The organism is Shewanella sp. SP2S2-6 (assembly GCF_031931965.1).
GTDB classification, from domain to species: Bacteria; Pseudomonadota; Gammaproteobacteria; order Enterobacterales; family Shewanellaceae; genus Shewanella; species Shewanella baltica.
Window position 1 is genome coordinate 39,668 of sequence record NZ_JAUOEQ010000008.1, and the last position, 24,267, is coordinate 63,934.

The following is a 24,267-nucleotide window of genomic DNA, read 5'->3' on the forward strand; positions in this document are numbered from 1 at the left end:
AGTTTTGTTAGTAAATTGCCAAAGTTAGTCGCTACACTGGCATAAGTGACGCGAGTGTCGCCATAGATTTTGCAGCTTACATCGGCAACTCAAGCGTGTCTTAATCGCAACCGGAATTTAAAATTATAATGAATTTAGGTCGTTACACTGAATCTGCCCGCCAGCACTTACGGCAAGTCATCAAGCCTTTGCCTAGCGAGCTCCAGCTAGGGTTGAGCAAGTTGTGGCGCTACCTAAGCCAAGGGTTTGCCAAGTTATCCTTTGCGCAAAAGCTGTATCTTATTGCCTTGATATTGGCCTTTAGTACTGACTTGATGGGTGTGGTCGCCGTGATTGCGGTTATCGCGATGGCCATCGAGTTTTGGCCCGTGTTCGAGCGGGTCTGGCACAGTTTGGCAGGCAAGGCTGTGTTGTTGCTGTTTTACGCCATTATTGCCAACTTTGCCTTAGGTTGGTCTGGCGCCATAGTGAACGAAGTGGTCGGGGTGTCGGCAAGTCATCTGGATTACACCCATAACTTAGCGATTTTACTCTATATGCCCGCTTGGTTTTTAATGGTGAGCGCAATTGTGCTGCTGGCATTGCAGTTGATTATCCCCATCTATTTAGTATTAATTTTTTTGCTTAAACCTTTGGGTGTCAAATCATTACGGATCACCTCACATACATCCTTTCGTAAAACGACCTTTACGATCCGTATCGTGTTGGCGGCTGTGGTCTTGTATCACTTGAGCTTACTGATTGATTTAGAAACCCGTCTTCAAACCTCGTTTGCGGACTTTATTACAACAACCCAAGAAGCCTCTGAGCATAATCCCGTTGAGCCAGCATTAGGGCTTATGCCGCATACGACCGATGTGCTGACGGCACCGATTGCTGAGTTAGCTAAGATTAAGCCCGAGCTTGAAGCCGACAAACCGGCTGACAAACAAACCGCCGATGAGCGCGAAGAAGCGGAACGCAAGCAAACCTATGCGTCGGTGCGGGCGCAATATCAGTATCTCGTGCGGCAATGGTTAGCGACGTTTGCCTTTGCGCTTGAAGCTAATAGCCGTTCGCGTTGTGAGAAGCCCGCCGAATCGAATGTGATCGAGTTGAATGACTATGAGATTTTGCAGATCACGCCGGATAAGAAAGCGGATTATGGTTATCGTTTTGAAGTGAAAAAGTGTATCTCGGCCGCGTTTCCGCTGACTGAAAAGGGTAAATAAGCAGACCCATAAAAAAGCGACCATAAGGTCGCTTTCATTTTTGGCTAAATCAGCTTGGCTGAGTTAGTCGACTATTGCGTTCTCCAACAATCACGTTATTCAATCAGCAACTCATCGAAGCTGCTGATTTTACGGAACTCACCAGTGCGCTGTGTGCTATCGCGTACCATTTGGCAGGTCATCATGCCTGCAGCGTCGGCAGCCTTTAATTCTTCAATCACATCAGACACAAACAGCACTTGCTTAGGGCTTAAGCTGATAGTGTTGAGGATATTGCAGTAAGCCTGTTTATCTAATTTGTTGCCTGTACGGGTGTCGAAATGGCCGTTAAACATCTCAGTTAAATCACCGCCGTCACTGTGGCTGAATAACAGTTTTTGCGCATCAACAGAGCCTGATGAAAAACTGTAAATACGCAACTTTTGCGCGCTAAAACGTTTCACCGCTTCAATAAAGTCAGGGAAGATATGGCCCTTAAATTCGCCATGGGCGTAGCCTTGCTTCCAGATCAAGCCTTGCAGAGTTTTGAGTGGTGTCGCTTTACGATCTTCGCTGACCCATTGCTGCAAAATTTCAGTCACGCGTGCTAAGTCCGCATCTGGCTCTAGGGCGATATCTTTAGTGTCACAAATACAGTTTTCAACCAATACATTGTGTTGGTTCTGTTCTAAAAAGTCTGGCAAGGCTTTGACAGAATAGGGGAATAGTACATCTTGGATAAAGTTTAGGTCTGTCGTGGTGCCTGCTGTGTCTACGACTATGGCTCTGATACCCATAATGTTTTGATACTCCACAATATGTTGGCTAAAAAATGCAACTCCGATCCTAAGCGTTATTGGTGAAATTGGCTAGTCTATTTCGCGAGTCTTACCACCGCCATCACAACCAAAATGGGAATGGCTAATATTAGGTATGTGTTTGGCGAAAGGGTTAGGCCGTGATATCGGATTTACTTTCAAGAATACGGGTGTTAACTTCGGCTGATACTTATATAGTTGATTTTCAAGGAATGAAATTTATGCGTACGCTATTAATTCTGCTGGTGATTTACTGCTTTGCATTCTTCAGTGTGTCAGCAAATGCCGATAATACCTTTCCCGCTCAACCACAGATGTTAAAGGTCAGTTCGAGCCTGTTAACTGAGCCTGCTGACTTTAAGGTGACATTACCAGCGAGTTACCAATCGAAAGCGGATAAACGCTATGTGGTGCTGGTGGATTTACATCCTCGTAGCCATGGCTATCTCGCTGGAATGGAAGACTGGATGAGTCATAACGGTGGCTGGCCTTGGCTGGAAACCATTATCGTGACGGCGCCAGATGGTCATGCAGGCTTAGGTGAGTTAAAAACTTTAGCCATTATGCAGCAAGAAAATCAGCAGTTTTTGGATTTTATGGAACAAGATCTACTGCCCGCCATCGACAAACAATATCGCACAAATGGTTTTCGGATCCTTAATGGCTTCACTGGCAATGCCACTTTTAGCCTCTACACGCTTTTGAATCGCTCAAGCTTATTTAATGCTTACATCGCCGCAAGTCCGGTACTGGATGATAACTACGCTTTTGTAATGGCAGATGCTGCAAAGAAGCTCGCAGGGATGAAAGGGAAGCCAAGATTCCTTTTTATGAGCACTAGCGACAGTGATTTCGAACAAAATCAGTTAGCTGACTTTGCCAAGCTTGAAGCCATCATCAAAGCGAACGCCACGGATTCTCTCGACTACCGCATCAAGCGCTTCGATGGCACTTACTATATGACGCAACCTATTTTGGCGACGGCTTATGGTATTGAAGCTATTTTTAGCGATGTACACCAAGTGCTTAAGCCTGACTCGACCATATCACGTCAAGGCGTAGCCGCTATTTTGGCGCATTATAAAACCCTGTCGAACGACAAATATGGTTTTGATGTGCCCGCTATCGATTCGCTTATCGCGTTGGCACGTTCCTTCGAGACGACTGATCCTGCCAAAGCTATCGACATTTATCTGCAAACCTTAAAGGCGATCCCAACAGCATTCGAGGCCAGCCATGCATTGGCAAGTGTCTATGCGAGCCAAGGTCAGCGAACTGAAGCGATTAAGTATGAAAAGCAAGCGCTTGAGTTAACGGACCATCCATTCTTCCAAGACAAATACCGTAAACAGTTAGCTGAATATCAGGCGGATAAATAAGTGAATTAACATTTGGCGCTTGCGTTTTACCTGTTTGCTCACCGTATATCGCGCACGGGTTTGTGCTAGCCATAAGACTATGGTCTTAATAGCTAAGGGAAATTTTGGCTGTTATTGTAGTTACAGTCCCTTTTCTATCCTGTGGTTTCTATGCAGTGGTTTTTTGGGAGATGAGACTGCGTATTTTCAGCTGCGAATAGAGAGAGATAAATGAAATATTTACCCGCATTTGGTTTTGGTATCTTATTAGCGTTATTGAGTTTTATCAGTTTCTCATTAGTTGCTAGCGCGGGTTATATGCTGGATATGTTAAGTGCAGTGCCCAAGATTACGCCGAACAGTGTGGAGTACCTGCTGTTAGGGGCTCACGATGCGAGTTTGCTGATATTGCTAGCAGGTTTAGTGCTTTACGCTTACCACAGGATTTTCCCTCAACTTCCCTTCGATTGGTTCACCGCTGTGTTTATCCAAATGCCACTGGGTTTAGCTGTGCTGGCGTTAGATGGTTTTAGCTTAAACCTATTATCATTCAAAGGTTTTGCGCTGACGCTGACCACCTTAGCCGCTTCCTTTGGGGTGTTAGTCATCTTTTGGTTGTTGCAGCGTAGAGCTAAGCGTTTCGAGGTGAGGTTGAACTAAAAAGTTGAGAAGCCTAAAAAATTATATTTATCATATTCTTACTTGTAAGTTTAGGCCATTAAAGTTGTTTCAATGGCCTTGATTTTGTGAATTTACAATTTAGTTAGAAGATAGTGTTCGTTGATGCATTTTCTAGAATTGATAACTGAGTGCCAGTTTGTAGTTACGTCCAGGTAAGGTTTTTTCCTCATCATCAGGCCAAACTGAGTAATTCTTATCCATAAGATTCTCAATACCAGCCCTGAGTTCTAGGCTCGCTAACCAAGGCGCCTGATAAGTTAGGTATACACTGTGAAGCTGATAGCCTTCTGCGTCCATCCCTCTTTTGAGTTGCGCTTCGGGAAGGCGATTCATATCCATTGCAAAACTCGATGTCCATGACAGCCTCAGCTGTGATATCAGCTGCCAGCTAATTCCTAGATTGATTTTATCTTGGGGGGCGCGGTTGTAGGGCTGGCGAATATCTTCAATGGTACCTAGGTAGAAGTTGGGCATGCCCTTGACATCCATCTTCACTTTGCTGTAATTAGCAAAAATATCAATATTATTATATTGATAGGTCAATTCTGCCTCGATACCGTTTGAATAGAGCATGCCAATATTTTTACTGGAATAATCTCTGTGTGTGGCTTCTGTTGGGGAAGCTGGTACTTTTTGGCCATCGATAATTTTGTACATATAAGGCGCAGTGTCGATATAATTTTCGACTTCGGTATCAAACCAGTTTAGTTTGAATAAGAGCCGATCGGCATAAGCAAGTTCGTTGAATACTAAGCCAAATCCAACTTCATAGTTACGGCTATTTTCGGCTTCTAAGCCAGGTTGCGGTTCGCTGTAGCATTGTTTGCTTGGTCTATGACAAATCCATTCATCTTTCTTGTATAGCTCCCTTAAATTTGGCCCTCGAAAGCTTTCAGTATAGCGACCATATAGGCGCAACCAGTCAGTCGGACGAATGGTTAAGCCTGCATTAGCTGACCATGCATTATCACTATTCTCACCAAATTGTGGATAGTTATCTGATTCATTTTGGTAGGAGTCAAAGCGAAATCCCGCTTCTGTGCTCAGCCAAGTACTGTAGTCAGATTCATGTCTTAGACCAAGAGCGAAGGTTTCTCCTTGGCTTTTACCATAGTAAGTGCCATTGGTATTCGTGAGGCGATTAAATTCTTCGTCTTGAAATTGGCTGTAATCAAGATTGGTAAATAGAGTAACTTCACCATGCCAATTATTAACTTCATGGCTTATGCCATTACTCAAGTTAAGGCCGAAGCTCTTATCCTCAAAAGTATCATTTTTATCGAATTGATATTCAGTTGGGCTGAGTATGATCTTGCCTTGCTGTTCGCGAACTTTTTGGTAGTCTTGATAATAGACTTGTGCTCGCAGATTGATCCAAGGGGAATGGCTATCGAGGTGATAGGCTAATGACTGACTTAAACGCTTACCCGTTTCACTTTCGTTTAAGGGTTGATCCATCCAATTGGTGTTATTACCAAAGGGGAGTTCAGCTATTTTGGACTTTGTGTAAAAGGTATCCGAGTCGAAACGACCTATTGGAGTTTCCAAATTGAGTTTTAAGCGCAGGTCATCATTTTTGCCATCATTTTTTAATATTTCAGTTTGACCTCTAAGTGAATCTTCATCATCCCTTGGATTAACTTCAACATCGCCAAAGGTACGTCTATTGGCATGCAATGCGATACCTAAATCTTCAGTTGCATAGTAAGCGGTAATTCCACCGCGCCGCATGGAGTCGACATCGCCCATACCAGCTCTTACTAAAACGCCTGCCCCCGCGTTTCCAGCGGTATAATCCCACGCATTTTTAGTGACAACTTTAATTTGTCCCCCTATAGCACCGCTTCCCGCTGATATGCCGTCGGCTCCACGAGTGACTTCTACTGCTTTAACGACACTGGGGTCTAAATCGAGCGGGCTAATATAACCATTAGTATTGCTTCCATCGCTATACTGTTTGTAATTTACCCCGTCAACTTGGAGGTTAATCCTTTCATTTCCAAAACCGCGAATACTGATATCCCCCATAAGAGGCCTATCGTTATTATTTACACTGATGCTTGGGGTTTGCATTAATACATCGGTCAGCTCGGACGCTTGGGTATCTTCGATATATTTATCAGTAATAACAGTAATAGACCTAGGGATTTCAAGTGCTTTTTGTTTTAAATCGAGTTTAGTTCCAATAACTTGTATGACCTCTAGTTTAGTGGCTTCTTCTGTCTTCTTATGGATATCTTCTGCAACTGCGTGGAAGGATAAAAAGGGAAGTAAAGCATAATAGAGAGGAGAATATGGATGAGCTTTCATACAACTAAGTCCTTTTATTGAGAGGCTTTAAAAATCGCAGAGATTCTAAGCTTGTAACGCATAAATGCAAACGATTCTCATTTAATTTACATTGTTCAAACAAAGTAAATGTGTTTTGTATGGATGGTTTTATATTTTATAAGATGAGGGATTGCCGAGTTGAAAATGGACGCTGGATTTTAGGATTGAAATGCCTGTGAGGCTCTGAACTAAATTAGAGATTTAATGTGATTGGTATTACTTATTGTTTATTACTAGTAACTGTTTCCAACAGGCTGCTTAACTGTTTTTCGGTCACTAAATTATGTAAAATCATTGGCCTAAATGGATTTGAATCGTAAGAGTAGGAGCCAATGAGTTCGATTAAATTTGATATTCCCGAAGATCACCGTATTGCTTTTCAGAAGTATTACAAACAAAAAGTCGCCCCTAAATGCGCACCGTTTGAAGCTAAACGTGAAGGCGTGAACCAAAGGCGGCGTGAAAATGCCAAGTTCACTACCCCAATCTACTACATAGGTATCACTATTATTTTGGGCGCCTTCGCCGGGCTGCTCGGGGTCCAGTTTATGCTGGTGCCTATGGATTATTTTGTGCCTTTGATGATTGTCGCGTTCTTGCCCGCTCCCGTGATAGCGTTAGCGGTCATTGCCTCGGGTAAGGAAAGCAATGAGCTCTATAATGCCGCCTTTGAAAAACTCTATCCCATTAGCCTTAAGTATTTTGGCGATGACTTTGCGCTAACGAGGGAGCCTAAGGTCGATTTCTCTCCCTTCCTTGAGTTGGGGCTGCTGCCTAAAACCGATAAGCAGTATGCGCAAAATTGCCTTAAGGGAACCTATAACAAGGTGCCGTTCCAGTTTTATGAGGTCGATGCTTATAACACTAAAGCGAACGATAATGGCTCGGTTCAGCGGGAGATCATCTTCAATGGTGTGCTACTGGTTTGCAATATTCCTAAGCGATTCAATAGTACTACGCTGTTAGTCACAGATAAGGGCAGTTTAAAAAATCGCCTTGAGGGTTTTAAGACTAAGCTGTCGCGCGTCAAGCTTGAGGACGTAAGGTTCGAGCGGCGCTTTGAGGTTTATAGTAGCGACCAAGTCGAGGCGCGCTACTTACTCAATCCCTTGATGATGGAAAATCTGTTGGCTTTGAGCCGCGAGTTAAATGCCGAAGTTGAAGCCTGTTTCTATCAAAAACAGTTGCTGATTAAGATACCGACAAAACACCACTTCTTTATTAATCAACTCGATTTAGATCGCCCCATCGATTTTAAGCGTAATATCGAGCAAATGTTTACCGAGTTAGGTTACACCTTCTCAATAATCAATACTTTAAAGCTTGATAAGCATACTGGGCTCTAGTGCGTTAGGTTATTAACGAATAAGTGCATGGTATCTATTGGCCCTAGTGTTCTAGGGCTATTTAGCGTCAGTACAACTTTGCTGCGGTAGATATGTTCAGCGCCTACTGTGAGCGGTGAGTCAAACTGCATAGGCATGGAAGCAGGTACTCAAGCTACTGAACACGCTGTTGATCGCTAATGGGTTGGGTCTATGCTAGCCGAGCTTTTCCTTCGCTTGAATCATATCAATCACAATCTTCAATATAGCCTGTCGAAGCTTTCTACAGGCTTGAGACACCATAACAATGAATCCCGAAACTCCCCTTCGATTGGTTCACCGCTGTGTCCATCCAAATGCCACTGGGTTTAGCTGTGCTGGCGTTAGATGGTGTTAGCTTAAACCTATTGTCATTCAAAGGTTTTGCGCTGACGCTGACTACCTTCGCCGCTTCCTTTGGAGTATTAGTCATCTTCTGGTTACTGCAGCGAAGAGCTAAGCGCCTTGAGGCTATGCCCAGCTAATCGTTGCGGCATTTACAGTACATAACGTAGGCGCAGTGCCGTCTGCTCAACGGGTGACAGTGATAGCCATTGTTCTCGTATTTCCACCGCTTCCTGTGGATAGTCGGTGATCAGTACATCGGCTCCCAGTGCTAACATGCGTAGCATTTGCCGTGGATTGTTCACTGTCCATACATGCACTTGCTTGCCGCCCTTATGCGCTCTGGCGATAAACTTCTCATTGGTAATCGACTGATTTATCGCTAGGAATTGCGCATTCGACTTAATCGGGTCGCCGATAGATTGGGTGACAATCAACCCTGTTTGGATTGAAGGGTCTAGTCGTTGCACTTCTTCAATGGCTCTTGCTTCGAGCGAGGTAATCACTACTTGTTGTGTCATTTTCTGTTGTTGCAGTAGGGCAACAACAGCCTGCGCTAAGGTGGGATCGGCTTGATTATATTTAAGCTCAATATTCAAACCTATCTTATTGCGCGCCTCATTGAGCATTTGTAGTAGTGTCGGCACGGATTCACCTGCAAAGGCGGCACTGTGCCAGCGACCCGCATCGAGTTGTTGTATTTCACTGGCGCTGAGATTGGCTACTCGCCGTGGATCGCCCGCGATACGCATTAAATCCGCATCGTGCAGCACCATTAAGGTGCCGTCAGCGGCGGTTTGCACATCTATTTCAGCATAATCGGCCTTTTCTGCAATCGCTAAACGCAAAGCCGCAAGGGTATTTTCTGGTGCCCTAGCGGCCCCCGCTCGGTGGGCTGAAATGAGGATTTCATCCCTTTGTGGCTCACTGCTTAGGGCGTACACTCCAAATCCCAGCATGATTAAAAAAGTCGTAACCAAGACGCCACTTAGAGTGTAAATCGACAGCTCTGAAGTCTTTTTTACTGTCTCTCGTCCAAGGCGTTCTAACCCTGCAGGTTTCTCTCCCAGTTGGCGGTATAACAACAAGATGATAAAGGCTTCGCCAAACATGCCGAGTAAGGACCAGGTTGCACTCAGCATAAAAATCAGTGCAGAGACGAGGGCCAACATGGCTAATTCTGCCGAAAGTGTCAGTGAAACCCGGTCGAGTAAGCTATCGGCCCCCCATGAGATCAACAGCATTAAGGGGTACAGCAAAGCCCCTATCCTTAACCACCATCCCGCCGCGTGCCACATAATCGCGCGTTCATTGCCCGCGCTTAACTGCCAACTGCGTTTGAGTGCCGTTAATGCATCGGTTGTTTCACTGACAATTATCGTCAGGGAAAAGGCCGCTTTGGCCCACAGATATAAGCTAATAAGTAAATAGAGTAATGCTAAGAAGGCCATGCTCGATAAGGCTAAATACCATTCTACTGGCTTGAAATACAGGTAGTAATTGATGTCGTGTCCCTGTAGAAACACGCTGAAAATGAGATACCCTAATCCCATAAAAGGTACGCTGAGCAGCAGTAAGCAAGCCGCATATATGCAACCAAGGCGAATGAATACGGGTAAGCGCGCCGTGGCGAAAATCAGTGCCCGCACTGGGCCAATGGGAATATCGTATAACCCTGATGCGGCGAGAATCGTGACCCCAGCGCGCTGGGTAAAAAACACGGTAAAGCTGCTGAATAGGGTAATGATCATAAATAGCAAGCCATAGGGAGACATGGCGAAGGCGATTAAGTCGTAATTGGTTATGGTGACATTGCCCGTTTTGGCAATCAGATGGCGCAGTAGCCAGCCAAAAGACGGGACGATAATGCCCGCCGACACTAAGGTAAATAGCAGTTCAAATTCAATGAGTTTTCTACCGCAACGACGAATGGCTTTAAGCGTGTCATGCCAGTAACTGTGTTCAGGATTGAGCATGCAGCTTCCTTATTCGTGCGAGTTAGGACTGTAATTTAGCAGCGTTTCAGGTTGACGGTTAGTCATTGGTGCAATGTTTTAGATATGGGCAGGCCGTTAAAGTCTTCTTTTCAATGATTTTACAGAAGACGTATAAGTGACTAATCAAAGTATTGGTTTAGCTGCATGGGCTCAGCCATTGCCTTTGCCGATATCTCGTTGATTCATATAGTGGGCTAATTGTGTCGCATCGGCATGGGGGCTGGCACTTAAGCCGCTGAACACACCCTGTTGATCGCTAATGGATCTATGCTGGCCGAGCTTTTCCTTTGCTTGAATCTCATCAATCACAATTTTAAAGCCGACGATAGCTTGGCGCAGTTTCTGCTGATACTCATCTGGCATAATTTGTTTATCTTGCAATAGCTTGGGTTCGTACTTCGCCACTAACTTGTCCAACATGTCTTGGGTTTCGGTATCTCTCAACAGACTTGCGACACCATAACAATGCACCGCAGCATAATTCCATGTAGGCACAGCAGGTTTAGCGTCATACCAAGTTGGGGAAATGTAAGCGTGTGCGCCGCTGAAAACCACTAATACCCGCTGGCTTTCAAGCTCTTGCCAATGTGAGTTCGCTCGCGAAACATGGCCATACAAGACGCCTTTCTTTCCGACAGTTGCATCGAGTACAAAGGGAATATGGGTCGCATTCAGTGAGCTCGAAACCAGCAAACCAAAGCTGTTTTGCGTGATAAAAGCTGTGATGGCCTGCTGATCTGTCATCGCCATATTCTTAGGTGTATACATTATCGTCCTTGGGTTTTAACACGAGTGAAAGCGTTATATTACAAGGAAAAAGTCGGGAGTCGATAGGGGATTTAGGGGGTTAATTTGTGGCCTTACAGCTGTGGATGTTTTGCGATCAAATTTAATTTGATGCTTATTAAAATATTTTATACCCAAAGATTAGGACCTAGCATCCCAGCGACTGGGTGAATTGTCATCTAGGATTTGAACGTTTATGGATGATAGCTATGGTTAGTGAGTTGTTATGATATGTGTAATCTGTTTAATCTTAACAAATTAGTTACTCAATGTGTTTTTTGTCGTAAGTAATAAGCCCGACATTAGATCGGGCTTATACGTGAGGACGAGATCTAAAGATTAGTTACATGAGGCACTATAAATATCAGCTGCCCATTGTGGGTTATCAATAAACGGGTTGCGGTTGTGTTGTAGCTTATAAACGCGATTATTGCGGCGACGTTCCCAGTCACTCACAGGATCTTGGATATGCCAGCCTAACAAGGTACAGAGATCGCCGAGTAGTGGTTCACCTTCACCCGTCATACCTTTGGCTATGCTCAAGTCTGGAGTTCCACTGTTATCCCCACCTTGATAACGTACATCCATGTAGAAGACCATACGTGCGACATCGCCTTTGACCATGTCGGCAGGTTCAAAACTATCGCTATCAGTTTTGTTTGCCGGTGCTTCACTCAGAGGCGTTCCTCCTAAGGCGAAGTCCTTGTTACCGCGTGTACTGTTGACTGTCACATCCGCAGGACGTAAATGGTTAAGGTCGGTATAAGCGTGTTGACTGCTATTGGGGAAGCCATGGCTTTTTGCCCAGACGTGTTCTCGATTCCAAGCATCGAGTGAGCTGCTCATACCTGCACGATTGGTTTTCGGCTCTGAGCGGCCGGTATAAAGTAGAATTACGTTGTTGCTGTTATTTGGATCTTCATCTGTGTAGTTCAACCCATCCCAGACTTGCGCATAGCTGAAGTGGGTTTGATCTTGAATAATCAGATTCAAACTCGTTTTCAGTGTGGTTCCGCTTTTACCTATCGCATTCGCATAATAACTATCAAAGCTATAGCCATCAGGATTAGGTGTTGTGCCGCCAGTATTTCCGCCAGTACCGTTATCTGGATCTGTGGGTGTTGTTGTGATTGTATAATTAGCCGTTAAGCTAGTGCCACTAAAGCTCTGATAAGCGAAGATATTGACGTAATAACGTCCTGCAGAGGCATTTGCTATAGGGCAGGATTCATTGTTTCCAGAAAGGTAAGGGGCGCAGTCGTGTTGGTTTGTCGTCGGCTCGTTACCGAAACGAACATACAAATCGGCATCCCCGCTGCCACCTTTCATCGTAAAACTGAGATCCGTAGCGTTTTCAGGGATATCAGCAACAAATTTGAGTACTTGGCCTTGGGCTGCACTTAGGTTGAGCTGGCTCTCATCCTGTTCAAGCACATTGTCATCCGTTGCTGGTGGCGTGGAACCGCTGCCATTATCACCGCCGGCATCACATTGGGACGTTAAGTTACCGCTTCCTGGCGTACCTGCATTGTTACTGGCGGCCCAATCAGCTTGTGACTTACTGTTAATGCTGGTTGTACGAACAAGGGAAACATCACGAACATTTAGACTCCAACCTGCCACTCCGCCTTCCCAAGCGACAAGATCAACTTCATCAGTACCCTTAGTGAGGCGGACATAGTCACCCGAGTTACCTAAGCTAAGTGGCATAGGGGCGATATCGGGCGTTGAGCCAAAGAGGTTGTTAAAGCCCGCTGCATTGATTGCAACAGTGAAATAGTGCCCCGCCGTTAAAGTGCCAGTGAGGTTTAAGCTGGCACCATTATCTTTTAATTGGTATTGACTTAAATCGATAGTGTCACAGCCCGGATTAAACAGTTCGATATATTCTTCGACACTGTCATTATTTGGTGTGTCGTATAGCACTTCACTAATTAATAATTCGGCATTGGCATTCAATGCCAAGCCCGCCATGATCAAAGATATCGCGATTTTGGATTTATTTATCATCAACATTACTCATTATTATTTTATTATCAGTTTGGCCTTATATCGGCCAATACCGGACCCCGAACAAATCCGTTTGAATCGATTAAAGAGTGATAATCGAGAAAAGCCGCAGCAGTATGCCACAACTAAGATGTCTGAAAAGTGTGTTTTATGTTAAATTTTTGTGTTTGTATTCGGTTTTAAAACGCTATTTTAATGACTTATCCTATCCATATTTGGCGTCTAAATTCGATATAAATCGTTTTTCACGAGTCAGAACATACTTAGTGCTTATGCAGTCATTAATCAGTTTTGCGTTCTATAACGAATATTTTTATTTTGAGTAACAACTATTAAAACAATTAATTGCATGGAGTGTTGTTTAATTATTTTGTTATGTTGACTATTTAATTGGTCCTATTTTCTAAGATATAAGCTAAATAACTCGTTCGTAGTATAAAGCGCTTTTTCTGGGGTAAATATGCATTTTCTATGTCTTGTTTGATTAGTGGAATAAGCGAGAAACACAGAGCCGCTGGTTATTTAAAATGAGTTTTTAGAGTAAAAAACCAAGCGAGAGCATCACTATGCTTGGTATTCAGTGTCGTGATAATAGTCGACAACCTGAATGGTTGACACAGTCAATCAATCTCGATATTGTTGACACGGTCAACTATATCGAGAGCCTTCTATGCCTTCATTGTCACTCAGTGAAACTTTGCACAGATTAGTGCATGCCTACAAAAAGCAATTGCGTAGCGATATTGCTGCACAAGAGATTGATTTACCTGTCACTCATATCCGTGCCTTGAAGGGCGTGTGTCGCAATCCTGAATCGACAGCTCAGTCTATCGCCCTGCGAATGCAGCGGGATAAAGCGCAAATTACCCGTGTTCTAAATGAGTTACAGCAGGGTGGGTTGATCACTAAAATCGATAACCCTAAGGATGGCCGCAGCCAGTTACTGAGACCCACGGCAGAGGGGGAAAAGATCATGACCCAGATCAGTGCCTCAGAACGTAAAACCGTGGCGCGTATGACGCAGGCGCTGAGCTCAGCCGAAGTCGACACCTTTATTAAACTTGCCAATCGGATCAGCAAAAGTGTGGATGAGGCGGCTGCCGCTAAAAGTGGTGCGGATTGCCCTGCTCAAAAAAGACCATCCAGTAAGCCAAAAGACCCGATTGGCAAAGGAGCCGTTGAGGCACGCTTAATGGAAGAACAGGCCATAGGAGAAAATCATAATGAATAAACCTGCACCACGTGAGCTGGCAGTGATCCGCTCCACTTATATCACTCCGCATATGTTACGCATGACCTTAGGCGGTGCGGGATTCGCTGGATTTCCTATTGATCAAGAGAGTGCCTATATTAAGTTGTTATTCCCACAAGCGGGTGAGCGTCCATTAATGCGAACCTACACCATTCGCCAGCAACGCAATGATGAAATTGATGTGGATTTTGTACTGCACGATACCGACGGCCCCGCATCGAGTTGGGCGAAAACGGTGCAGGTGGGCGAACTCATTCAAATTGGCGGACCCGGACTTAAAAAACTGATCAACTTTGAGGCGGATTGGTTTTTACTCGCAGGTGATATGACAGCCTTACCCGCAATTAGCGTGAATCTGGCAAAATTGCCAAACAATGCAGTAGGTTACGCTGTGATAGAAGTGCTAAGTGAAGCAGATATTCAACCTTTAGTGCATCCTGAACGCGTCGAGCTGCATTGGGTGATCAATCCTGAAGCCGATCCCGAAGGTCGCCCTTTGGTCGAGCGAATTGCCCAATTACCTTGGCTTGCTGGCGAGCCAGCCGTATGGATTGCTTGTGAATTTAACAGCATGCGCGCGCTAAGAAGACACTTTAAGCAAGCGCATTCATTACCTAAGAGCCATTTTTACACATCGAGCTATTGGAAAATTGGTTGTAATGAGGGCGAGCATAAGCTGGTAAAACAAGAAGATGAACAGTTAGAAAATGGGGCCAGTGTTTAAGCTTAAATCCTGTTCTTAAACAAACCGAGCCATTAAACAAAATAAGGTCGCCAAGTTTGATTTTGCGACCTTATTTTATTCGCTACTTATGCCACATTTGCGGCGAGTACGCGCATTTTACTGATGCACTAGCTTGCCATTCTTCACCACATCTTTGCAGGGATTGACGCCGTAGCTGTAGGCCAACTGCGCAGGCGTGGCGATATCCCACAGACAAAAATCGGCTTGTTTGCCAACGACTAAACTGCCGACGTTATCTTCAATTCCGAGTGCTTTGGCGGCATTTAAGGTGAGGCCTTTTAAGGCTTCTTCTGGCGTTAAGCGGAACAAGGTGCAGCCCATATTCAGCATTAACAGGGTTGAGCAAATGGGGGATGAACCTGGGTTGAAATCGCTGGCGAGCACCATAGGTACGCCATATTGGCGCAGTAAATCGATAGGTGGCTTTTGGGTTTCCCGCAAAAAGTAAAACGCGCCGGGCAGCAGTACGGCGCAGGTGCCGCTTTCACTTAAGGCTTTTACGCCTGCCTCATCTAAATATTCGATATGATCCACAGACTTAGCACCAAGACGTGCGGCCAGTGCGCTGCCACCCATATTAGTTAACTGCTCGGCATGGAGCTTAATCTCTAATCCCGCTGCTTTGGCTGCGCTGAGTACGCGTTCTGTTTGCTCAAGGTTAAAGGCGATATTCTCGCAGAATACATCCACCGCATCGGCAAGATTTTCGGCGATCACTGCGGGTAGCATCTTATTGATAATTAAGTCGACGTAGCCGTCGCTATTGTCTTTATATTCTGGCGGAATCGCATGGGCGCCAAGGAATGTGGTCTTCACATCTACGTGGTGATGCTTGCCTAGCTCGCGGGCGACACGCAGGATTTTCAATTCAGTTTCAGTATCTAAACCATAACCCGATTTGATCTCAACCGTAGTCACCCCTTCTTTGGCGAGCGTGTTTAAGCGCTGGCGGCCGAGTTCAAATAATTCTGCTTCATCCGCTTCGCGGCAGGCTTTAACGGTCGAAATAATGCCGCCACCCGAGCGGGCTATTTCTTCGTAACTGGCGCCCTGTAGGCGTAACTCAAATTCATTGGCGCGATTACCGGCAAAGATTAAGTGGGTGTGGGCGTCAATTAATCCTGGGGTGATCCAGCCGCCTTTGCCCCTGTAAACGGGAATTGACAACACATCGAAGGCGGGCAGTTCGCTGCGGGGGCCAAGCCAAGCAATTTTGCCATCTTTTACTGCGATGGCCGCGTTGGTGATCGCACCATAAGGTGCTGATACGGAAGGGTCCATTGTGGCTAAGTTAACGTCTATCCAAACCTGATCCCAAGACATGTATTCCCCTTGCTGTGCTGGCAGATGTTAACCAAGTGATTAACGGTTTATTAAATTTATGTGAGCTGGCTTGTATTTACTTGTATATACAAGCTAGGATTGTAGCCGCTATTTTCACCGTTTGAAAGTGGCATGACAGACCCGTGTCTTTGTCGCCTTCGTCTGCGCCCCTTTAGCAAGCATGACTTTCGCAAGGGCACAGGAACAAGAAGCTGAATTTAAGAGGATGTGTTTTGGCTATTCCTAAGTTTGCAGAAATTAAGCAATACATTATCTCCTCTATCGAATCTGGCGAGTGGGAAGAAAACGCCCGCGTGCCTTCCGAGAATCAGCTGGCCGACTTGTTTACCTGCAGCCGAATGACGGCGCGACGTGCGTTAACCGAGCTTACGGATAGCGGCGTACTCGAACGCTCCCAAGGGCTTGGCACCTTTGTGGCTGAGCGAAAATCCCAGTCGTCTATGTTGGCGATCCGCAATATTGCCGATGAGATAAAAGACCGCGGCCACGGCTATAGCGTGCAGCAATGGGTGTTAGAACAAGTCGCTGCGAGTACGAGTATCGCAATTTCCCTTGGACTTGAGCACGGTGCGACGGTATTCCATTCGATCTTAGTGCATTGCGAGCAGGGGTTACCGCTGCAAGTTGAGGAGCGTTATGTGAATCCCGAGTTAGTGCCCGATTATTTATTGCAGGATTTTACCCAGCAGACACCCCACGAATATTTGTCCCAAGTGGCACCGCTGACCGAGGCGCATCACACGATTGAGGCGATTATCGCCAGTGAAGAATTACAGCAAAGGCTCGAAATCCCCGCCACTGAGCCCTGTTTACAGATTTTACGCCGCACTTGGTCACGCCAAGGCGTCGTGAGTTTTGCAAAATTAGTTCATCCAGGTAGCCGCTTTAAACTCGGCGGCCACTTAACCTTTAGTAAGTAACGTTAGATGTAGATTTAAATCAGTAACCTTAACAGCTTTACCCTATTAGATTATTTCGACAAATAGATAGATAAAAACACAATAAAAACAATAGTGCTAACCCGTATTAGCGACTTAGCGACTTAGCGAATACGAGTTAGCACCACAGGTTGAAAGAGGAAAATTCAATGGACAAGCGCCACGACCCAAGCCGCCGCATTATTGCACCGCATGGCACACAATTAAGCTGTAAGAGTTGGCTCACCGAAGCGCCAATGCGCATGTTAATGAACAACTTGCACCCAGATGTGGCCGAGCGCCCAGAAGACTTAGTCGTCTATGGTGGTATCGGCCGCGCCGCCCGCGACTGGGATTGCTACGACAAAATCATCGAAGTCTTACAACGCCTCGAAGATGATGAAACCTTATTAGTGCAATCGGGCAAACCAGTGGGTGTATTTCGCACCCACGCCGATGCGCCGCGCGTATTAATCGCTAACTCAAACCTAGTACCACATTGGGCGAACTGGGAGCATTTCAACGAGTTAGATAAGCTAGGTTTGGCCATGTACGGCCAGATGACCGCAGGTTCGTGGATCTACATTGGTACTCAAGGCATAGTTCAAGGCACCTACGAGACTTTCGTTTCTGTAGCGAAACAGCACTTTGATGGTATCTCCAAAGGCAAATGGATCCTCACTGGCGGGCTAGGTGGCATGGGCGGCGCGCAAACGCTGGCGGGCACTATGGCGGGCTTCTCGGTGTTAGCCTGTGAAGTCGACGAGACCCGCATCGATTTCCGTTTGCGCACCCGCTATGTCGACAAGAAAGCCACTTCGCTCGATGAAGCATTGGCGATGATTGAAGCGGCAAACCAAGCTGGCAAGCCTGTATCTGTTGGCTTACTGGCAAATGCCGCCGATGTGTTTGCCGAACTGGTTAAGCGCGGCGTTACTCCTGATGTCGTAACCGACCAAACCTCGGCCCACGATCCATTAAACGGTTATCTGCCGCAGGGTTGGACTATGGCAGAGGCCGCAGCTATGCGTAAAATCGACGAAGCTGCTGTGGTTAAGGCGGCAAAAGCCTCCATGGCGGTGCAAGTACAAGCCATGCTGGATCTGCAAGCTGCCGGCGCAGCAACGCTCGATTACGGTAACAACATTCGCCAAATGGCGTTTGAAATGGGCGTTGAAAACGCCTTCGATTTCCCAGGTTTTGTGCCTGCATACATTCGTCCGCTGTTCTGTGAAGGCATTGGTCCATTCCGCTGGGTGGCGTTATCTGGCGATCCTGAAGATATCTATAAAACTGACGCTAAAGTCAAAGAACTGATCCCAGATAATCCACACCTACACAATTGGTTAGACATGGCGCGTGAGCGTATCGCCTTCCAAGGTCTGCCTGCGCGTATCTGCTGGGTCGGCTTGAAAGATCGCGCTCGTTTAGCGTTAGCTTTTAACGAAATGGTCAAAAATGGTGAGTTGTCGGCGCCCGTGGTAATTGGTCGCGACCACTTAGATTCTGGCTCTGTTGCCAGCCCGAACCGCGAAACCGAATCTATGCTGGACGGCTCAGATGCGGTATCCGATTGGCCATTATTGAATGCACTACTCAATACCGCTAGCGGCGCAACTTGGGTGTCATTGCACCACGGCGGCGGCGTCGGCATGGGCTTCAGCCAACATTCGGGTGTGGTGATTGTGTGTGACGGAACCGACGCGGCGGCAAAACGGGTTGGCCGCGTGTTGTGGAACGACCCAGCGACAGGCGTGATGCGCCATGCCGATGCGGGCTACGAGATTGCGAAAAACTGCGCCAAGGAGCAGGGCCTCGATTTACCTATGCAAGACTAGCCGATGCTAACGACTAAATAACAATAATAACTAAAAGCTTGGAGCTAAAAATATGAAATCTGTGAATCACTTAGTGTTAACGCCGGGCAGCTTGAGCCTAGCGCAATTACGCGAAATCAGCCGTCATAAGTTGACACTGGAACTCGCACCAGAGGCTATTACCGACATCAACACCAGCGCGCAAATTGTGCAAAAAGTGTTAGATGAAGGCCGCACCGTTTACGGCATCAACACGGGTTTTGGCTTGTTGGCCAATACCAAGATAGCGCCCGAAGATCTGCAATTGCTGCAACGCTCAATCGTGTTGTCGCACGCCGCTGGTACGGGCCAATACATGCAAGACGCCACAGTGCGCTTGATGATGGTATTAAAAATCAATTCATTAAGCCGTGGCTTCTCGGGCATTCGTTTAGAAGTGATTAACTTCTTAATCAGTTTAGTGAACGCCGAAGTCTATCCCTGCGTGCCAGAAAAAGGCTCAGTGGGCGCATCGGGCGATTTAGCGCCACTGGCGCACATGTGTCTGCCTATGCTGGGCGAAGGCGAGATGAGCTATCGAGGTGAGTTAATTTCCGCCGCCGAAGGTTTAGAAATCGCTGGCCTCAAGCCAATCGATTTAGCGGCCAAAGAAGGGCTAGCTTTGCTGAACGGCACCCAAGCCTCGACTGCGCTTGCGCTAGAAGGGTTATTCCACGCCGAAGACTTGTTTGCGGCAAGTTCAGTGATCGGCGCCATGAGCGTCGAAGCGGCTATGGGTAGTCGTAGTCCGTTCGATTCACGCATCCATACGGCCCGTGGTCAGAAAGGTCAAATCGATTCGGCCATGATTTTCCGTCATCTATTGGGCGAAGAGTCTGAGATCAGCGTGAGCCATGCAAACTGTGAAAAGGTGCAAGATCCTTACTCACTACGCTGTCAGCCACAGGTACTTGGCGCTTGTTTAACGCAAATTCGTCACGCGGCCGATGTGTTAGGCACTGAAGCCAATGGCGTAACCGATAACCCACTGGTGTTCCAAGACACGGGCGATATCATTTCGGGCGGTAACTTCCACGCTGAGCCTGTGGCTATGGCGGCGGATAATCTGGCGATTGCGATTGCCGAACTGGGTTCTATTGCCGAGCGTCGTATCGCACTGTTAATCGATTCTAGCCTGTCGAAACTGCCGCCTTTCCTAGTGAAAAACGGCGGCGTGAACTCAGGCTTTATGATCGCTCAAGTGACAGCGGCAGCATTGGCGTCTGAGAACAAAACCTACGCCCATCCAGCGTCGGTAGACAGTTTACCGACATCTGCTAACCAAGAAGATCACGTCTCTATGGCGACCTTTGCGGCGCGCCGTTTGCGCGATATGAGCGAAAACACCCGTGGTGTACTGGCAATTGAATTGTTAGCGGCGGCGCAGGGTTTAGATTTCCGCGCACCTTTAACGCCAAGTGTTGCAGTGGCCAAGGCCAAAACTGAATTGCGTGAAGTCGTCGCCTATTACGATAAAGACAGGTACTTCGCACCAGATATCGAAGCCGCGATAGACCTGTTATACACAGCAAGCTTTAACGCTTACCTGCCAGCAGGAACGCTAGCCAGCTTTTAAGCGTTTTAGCTCCGAGTGAGTAAACGACTAAGCCGTTGTTGACTCGGTTGAGTTGGGCGTATTGGGGCGCTTTTGCTGAAATACTCAGGATTCACTCCCCAATTTGCTAAACATAACTGCTGAAATAAAACAAAACGAAGGCATAAGTGGATTGCTTATGCCTTTTTATTGAGTGTTTCCCCTTTTTAGCTCGATCCTCATCTTTGCCCTTTTGGTGTGTTTAACACCGCCGACTCTGCACTTTTTGCGCTGATCTTTACATTGTCAATTTCAGTGGCTACTTACCCCTCAATAAACCGTCACTTTTGTGTTTTTATCCGCCATCGTTATACACATTTTAATATCTAAAACTATTTTTAATAACCATATGGTTAGGTTATGGGACAATATGGACCTGCATTGCTAGACAAATTGTCCTTTTGGTATTATTGGTTTTTAACTCTTGAATTAAGTGTTTTTTGCATTATTTAAAGTTTTTAATTTCAACATTATTTATTTATTTAGATTTAAGTTTTGTGATTGGTTATTTGCGATCTCGATCTCATGTCATTATTTGTTATCTATTTCCTCTTTAAGGATAATCTTAAATTAAGTGTGGTCTTTAAGTGGACCCACTCAATCGGTTGCAATTTTCACCACAGCAACCACTAGACTCATAACGACAAGAGTGTGAGAGGACGCAATGAACAGACGCCAGTTTTTTAGACTGTGTGCTGCCGGAGCTGCCACCTCAGCAATTTCTGCGTTGGGATTGATGTCCGAAAAGGCCTATGCGGCCGTTCGGGAATTCAAACTCATTAGCGCGAAAGAAACCCGCAATAACTGCTGCTATTGCTCAGTGGGTTGCGGATTGCTGATGTACAGCAAAGGAAGTAATGGCAAGAACGCCGAACAGAGTATTTTCCATATCGAAGGGGATGCAGACCATCCAGTTAACCGTGGGGCCTTGTGTCCTAAAGGCGCTGGTTTAGTGGATTATGTCAATAGTCCCAATCGTCTTAAATACCCAGAGTACCGTGCACCAGGCAGCAATGAATGGACACGTATCAGCTGGAGCGAAGCTTACCAACGCATCGCCCGCCTGATGAAAGATGATCGTGATGCTAACTTGATTGAAAAGAATTCTGCCGGGACGACGGTTAACCGTTGGCTTAGCACTGGGATGATGACCTCGTCGGCGATGCCGAACGAAGGCGGCTATATCACCCAGAAATTTGCACGGGCACTGGGCCTAGTTGCAATCGATACTATTGCGCGTAACTGACACTCTCCAACGGTAGCAAGTCTTGCTCCGACATTTGGACGTGGTGCCATGACCAACCACTGGATCGATATTAAAAATTCTAATTTGATCATTATCATGGGCGGTAATGCTGCAGAGGCTCACCCTGTCGGATTCGGCTGGGTTACAGAAGCAATGCAACATAACAACGCTAAACTTTTGGTGGTCGATCCTCGCTTCACCCGTAGTGCCGCTGTGGCCGATTATTATGCGCCGATCCGTTCGGGCACAGATATCGCCTTCCTGCTCGGGGTGATCCGCTATCTTATTGAAACCAAACAAGTGAACTACGACTATGTGAAGGCTTATACCAATGCCAGTTACATAGTGCGCGAAGACTTCTCTTTTAGTGAAGGTCTGTTCAGTGGTTTCGATGAAGAAACAGATAGCTACGATAAAGAGTCTTGGTACTACGAGTTAGACGAACAGGGTTACGCGAAAGTTGATCCTAGCTTCGAGCATCCACGCTGTGTGTGGAACTTAATGAAGCAACATGTAGATCGCTATGACTTTGAAACAGTGGGCAATATTACCGGTACGCCGATTCCGGACTATGAGATGGTTTGCCAGCAAATTGGCAGCACTCATACCCACGATAGAGCCGCCACTTTTATGTATGCCTTAGGTTGGACTCACCACACTAAAGGGGCGCAGAACATTCGCTCTATGGCTATGGTGCAGTTGCTGCTGGGTAACATTGGGGTGTTGGGCGGTGGCGTTAACGCACTGCGTGGTCACTCTAACGTGCAAGGCGCGACCGATATGGGTTTATTGTGCCAAAGCTTGCCTGGTTACTTGAAGTTACCGAGTGAAAAAGACACTGATCTTAAGACCTATCTCGATCGTTACACGCCTGTCGCCTTGCGTCCGGGTCAAACCAACTATTGGCAAAATTATCCTAAATTCTTTATTTCACAAATGAAGAGCTTCTGGGGCGATAACGCCACGGTTGAAAACGACTTTGGTTATGACTGGGTGCCTAAGTGGGATAAACAGTACGACTTTACTAAGCACTTAGATATGGCTTTCCACGGTGAAGTGAATGGCTACATTATCCAAGGTGTTAACGCCATTAATTCTATGCCGAACCGCAATAAGGTACTCAAAGCCTTGAGTAATCTTAAGTACATGGTGGTGCTGGATGCCTTGGCAACTGAAACCGCAACCTTCTGGCAAAACGCCGATGGCTTCAACGAAGTGAATCCCGCTGAAATCATGACGGAAGTGTTCCGCTTACCGACGACGTGTTTTGCTGAGGAAGAAGGTTCCATCGTCAACTCTGGACGTTGGATGCAGTGGCATTGGAAGGGTGCTAACCCGCCGGGTGAAGCCAAGCCAGATGCTGAGATTCTCTCCGGTGTCTTGATGGCGATGCGTGAACTGTACAAGCAAGAGGGCGGTAAGTTGCCTGAGCCAGTGCAAGCGATAAGTTGGGATTACCACAATCCTTACTCGCCGCATGCCGAAGAAGTTGCTCGCGAGCTTAACGGTAAGGATCTCGTCACTCAGCGTCAGCTCAGTAGTTTTGCTGAACTCAAAGCTGATGGTAGTACTGCTAGCGCCTGTTGGATTTATGCAGGTTCTTGGACTGAAGAGGGCAACCTGATGGCTCGCCGCGACAACCATGATCCTTCGGGTAAAGGTGTCACTCCGGGCTGGGCATTCGCATGGCCAGCAAACCGTCGTGTGCTGTATAACCGCGCTTCTTGCGATATCAACGGCAAACCCTGGGATCCTAAACGTACTATCGTCGAGTGGGTTGATGGTAAGTGGCATGGTATCGATGTGGGCGACTTCAATATGAAGTTAACACCACAGGAATCCGCTGGCCCCTTCATCATGCAACCCGAAGGTGTGGGTCGTTTCTTCGCCCTTAAATTATTGGCCGAAGGTCCGTTCCCTGAGCACTACGAGCCGATGGAGTCGCCTATTGGGGTTAACCCGTTACACAAGGTCACCAGTAACCCTGCGGTACGTATGCTACCGGGTGTGAAGGAAACCTTAGGTTCCCATAAGGACTTCCCTTATGTGGCAACCACTTATTGTGTAACTGAACACTTTAATTTTTGGTCTACTCATGCCCGTTTGGCTGCGATTTCTATGCCGGAAACCTTCGTCGAAATCGATGAAATGTTGGCGGCAGAAAAAGGTATCGCCAATGGGGATTGGGTCACTGTCAGCTCTAAACGTGGCAGCATTGAAACCAAAGCTTTAGTGACTAAACGTCTGCAGCCGTTAAAGGTGAATGGTCAGTTAGTTCATACCGTCGGGTTACCCCGTCACGGCAGCCATAATGCGCTCACTCGTAAGAGTTACTCCTGTAACGTGCTCACCACTGAAGTGGGGGATGCAAATACACAGGTGCCTGAGTTCAAAGCATTTTTGGTTAACATCACTAAAGCGAAGGGGCTCTGA

At 46.5% G+C, this 24,267-nt stretch carries 16 protein-coding genes and 1 pseudogene; 11 read left to right on the top strand and 6 right to left on the bottom strand.

Annotated features, from left to right (window positions below; all coding sequences use genetic code 11):
* Positions 1–128: 128 nt before the first annotated feature.
* Complete coding sequence (locus Q4Q57_RS08220; protein WP_012586387.1) at positions 129–1,211, top strand: hypothetical protein; 1,083 nt, start codon at positions 129–131, stop codon at positions 1,209–1,211.
* 95 nt (positions 1,212–1,306) lie between these two features.
* Here Q4Q57_RS08220 and mtnC read toward each other — a convergent pair whose 3' ends face one another.
* Positions 1,307–1,987, bottom strand: coding sequence for an acireductone synthase (gene mtnC / locus Q4Q57_RS08225; RefSeq protein WP_311890520.1), 681 nt, complete (start codon positions 1,985–1,987; stop codon positions 1,307–1,309).
* Positions 1,988–2,229: 242 nt separating this feature from the next.
* On the opposite strand from mtnC, the gene Q4Q57_RS08230 reads away from it, so the two are divergent.
* Positions 2,230–3,387, top strand: coding sequence for an alpha/beta hydrolase-fold protein (locus Q4Q57_RS08230; protein ID WP_311890521.1), 1,158 nt, complete (start codon positions 2,230–2,232; stop codon positions 3,385–3,387).
* A 210-nt stretch (positions 3,388–3,597) separates the two neighbouring features.
* A complete protein-coding gene (locus Q4Q57_RS08235; protein ID WP_311890522.1) occupies positions 3,598–4,026 on the top strand; it encodes a hypothetical protein in 429 nt (142 codons plus the stop codon).
* Positions 4,027–4,158: 132 nt separating this feature from the next.
* On the opposite strand, the gene Q4Q57_RS08240 is transcribed toward Q4Q57_RS08235, so the two are convergent.
* Positions 4,159–6,357, bottom strand: coding sequence for a TonB-dependent receptor domain-containing protein (locus Q4Q57_RS08240; RefSeq protein ID WP_311890523.1), 2,199 nt, complete (start codon positions 6,355–6,357; stop codon positions 4,159–4,161).
* Positions 6,358–6,710: 353 nt separating this feature from the next.
* On the opposite strand from Q4Q57_RS08240, the gene Q4Q57_RS08245 reads away from it, so the two are divergent.
* Together Q4Q57_RS08245 and Q4Q57_RS08250 are read left to right on the top strand one after the other, a co-directional pair.
* A complete protein-coding gene (locus Q4Q57_RS08245; RefSeq protein WP_311890524.1) occupies positions 6,711–7,724 on the top strand; it encodes a DUF3137 domain-containing protein in 1,014 nt (337 codons plus the stop codon).
* Between the two features lie 293 nt (positions 7,725–8,017).
* Positions 8,018–8,227, top strand: a pseudogene (locus tag Q4Q57_RS08250) (hypothetical protein); the annotation flags it as partial.
* A gap of 12 nt (positions 8,228–8,239) precedes the next feature.
* Here the strand turns inward: Q4Q57_RS08250 and Q4Q57_RS08255 are convergent.
* From Q4Q57_RS08255 to Q4Q57_RS08265, 3 genes are all read right to left on the bottom strand, one after another.
* The gene (locus tag Q4Q57_RS08255; RefSeq protein ID WP_259529361.1) at positions 8,240–10,063 is read right to left on the bottom strand and encodes a glycerophosphodiester phosphodiesterase; all 1,824 of its coding nucleotides are present in this window, start codon (positions 10,061–10,063) and stop codon (positions 8,240–8,242) included.
* A gap of 171 nt (positions 10,064–10,234) precedes the next feature.
* A complete protein-coding gene (locus Q4Q57_RS08260; RefSeq protein WP_311890525.1) occupies positions 10,235–10,852 on the bottom strand; it encodes an FMN-binding negative transcriptional regulator in 618 nt (205 codons plus the stop codon).
* Positions 10,853–11,209: 357 nt separating this feature from the next.
* On the bottom strand, positions 11,210–12,880 hold the full coding sequence (locus tag Q4Q57_RS08265; RefSeq protein ID WP_311890526.1) for an endonuclease: 1,671 nt from the start codon (positions 12,878–12,880) through the stop codon (positions 11,210–11,212).
* A 670-nt stretch (positions 12,881–13,550) separates the two neighbouring features.
* Here Q4Q57_RS08265 and Q4Q57_RS08270 point away from each other — a divergent pair.
* Together Q4Q57_RS08270 and Q4Q57_RS08275 are read left to right on the top strand one after the other, a co-directional pair.
* Positions 13,551–14,111 (top strand): MarR family winged helix-turn-helix transcriptional regulator, encoded by a 561-nt coding sequence (locus Q4Q57_RS08270; RefSeq protein ID WP_311890527.1) that lies wholly within the window; start codon positions 13,551–13,553, stop codon positions 14,109–14,111.
* Complete coding sequence (locus Q4Q57_RS08275) at positions 14,104–14,856, top strand: siderophore-interacting protein (RefSeq protein WP_311890528.1); 753 nt, start codon at positions 14,104–14,106, stop codon at positions 14,854–14,856. The genes Q4Q57_RS08270 and Q4Q57_RS08275 overlap by 8 nt, the downstream gene beginning before the upstream one ends.
* A 117-nt stretch (positions 14,857–14,973) precedes the next feature.
* Here Q4Q57_RS08275 and hutI read toward each other — a convergent pair whose 3' ends face one another.
* Positions 14,974–16,200: an imidazolonepropionase gene (gene hutI / locus Q4Q57_RS08280; protein ID WP_311890529.1), complete on the bottom strand. Its 1,227-nt coding sequence runs from the start codon at positions 16,198–16,200 to the stop codon at positions 14,974–14,976.
* A 233-nt stretch (positions 16,201–16,433) separates the two neighbouring features.
* Between hutI and hutC the strand changes: the two genes are divergently transcribed.
* The 4 genes from hutC (at position 16,434) to fdnG (ending at position 24,267) form a co-directional block, all read left to right on the top strand.
* A complete protein-coding gene (gene hutC / locus Q4Q57_RS08285; protein ID WP_311890530.1) occupies positions 16,434–17,141 on the top strand; it encodes a histidine utilization repressor in 708 nt (235 codons plus the stop codon).
* Between the two features lie 167 nt (positions 17,142–17,308).
* Positions 17,309–18,976, top strand: a complete 1,668-nt coding sequence (gene hutU / locus Q4Q57_RS08290) for a urocanate hydratase (RefSeq protein WP_311890531.1) — start codon at positions 17,309–17,311, stop codon at positions 18,974–18,976.
* Positions 18,977–19,028: 52 nt separating this feature from the next.
* Positions 19,029–20,570, top strand: a complete 1,542-nt coding sequence (gene hutH, locus Q4Q57_RS08295) for a histidine ammonia-lyase (RefSeq protein WP_311890532.1) — start codon at positions 19,029–19,031, stop codon at positions 20,568–20,570.
* Positions 20,571–21,252: 682 nt separating this feature from the next.
* The gene (gene fdnG / locus Q4Q57_RS08300) at positions 21,253–24,267 is read left to right on the top strand and encodes a formate dehydrogenase-N subunit alpha (RefSeq protein ID WP_311890533.1); all 3,015 of its coding nucleotides are present in this window, start codon (positions 21,253–21,255) and stop codon (positions 24,265–24,267) included.

What these genes read in the sequence shown, in the direction of transcription:
- Q4Q57_RS08220 (WP_012586387.1), top strand. Translation starts at nt 129, where the DNA reads ATGAATTTAGGTCGTTACACTGAATCTGCCCGCCAGCACTTACGGCAA.
- mtnC (WP_311890520.1), bottom strand. Translation starts at nt 1,987, where the DNA reads ATGGGTATCAGAGCCATAGTCGTAGACACAGCAGGCACCACGACAGAC.
- Q4Q57_RS08230 (WP_311890521.1), top strand. Translation starts at nt 2,230, where the DNA reads ATGCGTACGCTATTAATTCTGCTGGTGATTTACTGCTTTGCATTCTTC.
- Q4Q57_RS08235 (WP_311890522.1), top strand. Translation starts at nt 3,598, where the DNA reads ATGAAATATTTACCCGCATTTGGTTTTGGTATCTTATTAGCGTTATTG.
- Q4Q57_RS08240 (WP_311890523.1), bottom strand. Translation starts at nt 6,357, where the DNA reads ATGAAAGCTCATCCATATTCTCCTCTCTATTATGCTTTACTTCCCTTT.
- Q4Q57_RS08245 (WP_311890524.1), top strand. Translation starts at nt 6,711, where the DNA reads ATGAGTTCGATTAAATTTGATATTCCCGAAGATCACCGTATTGCTTTT.
- Q4Q57_RS08255 (WP_259529361.1), bottom strand. Translation starts at nt 10,063, where the DNA reads ATGCTCAATCCTGAACACAGTTACTGGCATGACACGCTTAAAGCCATT.
- Q4Q57_RS08260 (WP_311890525.1), bottom strand. Translation starts at nt 10,852, where the DNA reads ATGTATACACCTAAGAATATGGCGATGACAGATCAGCAGGCCATCACA.
- Q4Q57_RS08265 (WP_311890526.1), bottom strand. Translation starts at nt 12,880, where the DNA reads ATGATAAATAAATCCAAAATCGCGATATCTTTGATCATGGCGGGCTTG.
- Q4Q57_RS08270 (WP_311890527.1), top strand. Translation starts at nt 13,551, where the DNA reads ATGCCTTCATTGTCACTCAGTGAAACTTTGCACAGATTAGTGCATGCC.
- Q4Q57_RS08275 (WP_311890528.1), top strand. Translation starts at nt 14,104, where the DNA reads ATGAATAAACCTGCACCACGTGAGCTGGCAGTGATCCGCTCCACTTAT.
- hutI (WP_311890529.1), bottom strand. Translation starts at nt 16,200, where the DNA reads ATGTCTTGGGATCAGGTTTGGATAGACGTTAACTTAGCCACAATGGAC.
- hutU (WP_311890531.1), top strand. Translation starts at nt 17,309, where the DNA reads ATGGACAAGCGCCACGACCCAAGCCGCCGCATTATTGCACCGCATGGC.
- hutH (WP_311890532.1), top strand. Translation starts at nt 19,029, where the DNA reads ATGAAATCTGTGAATCACTTAGTGTTAACGCCGGGCAGCTTGAGCCTA.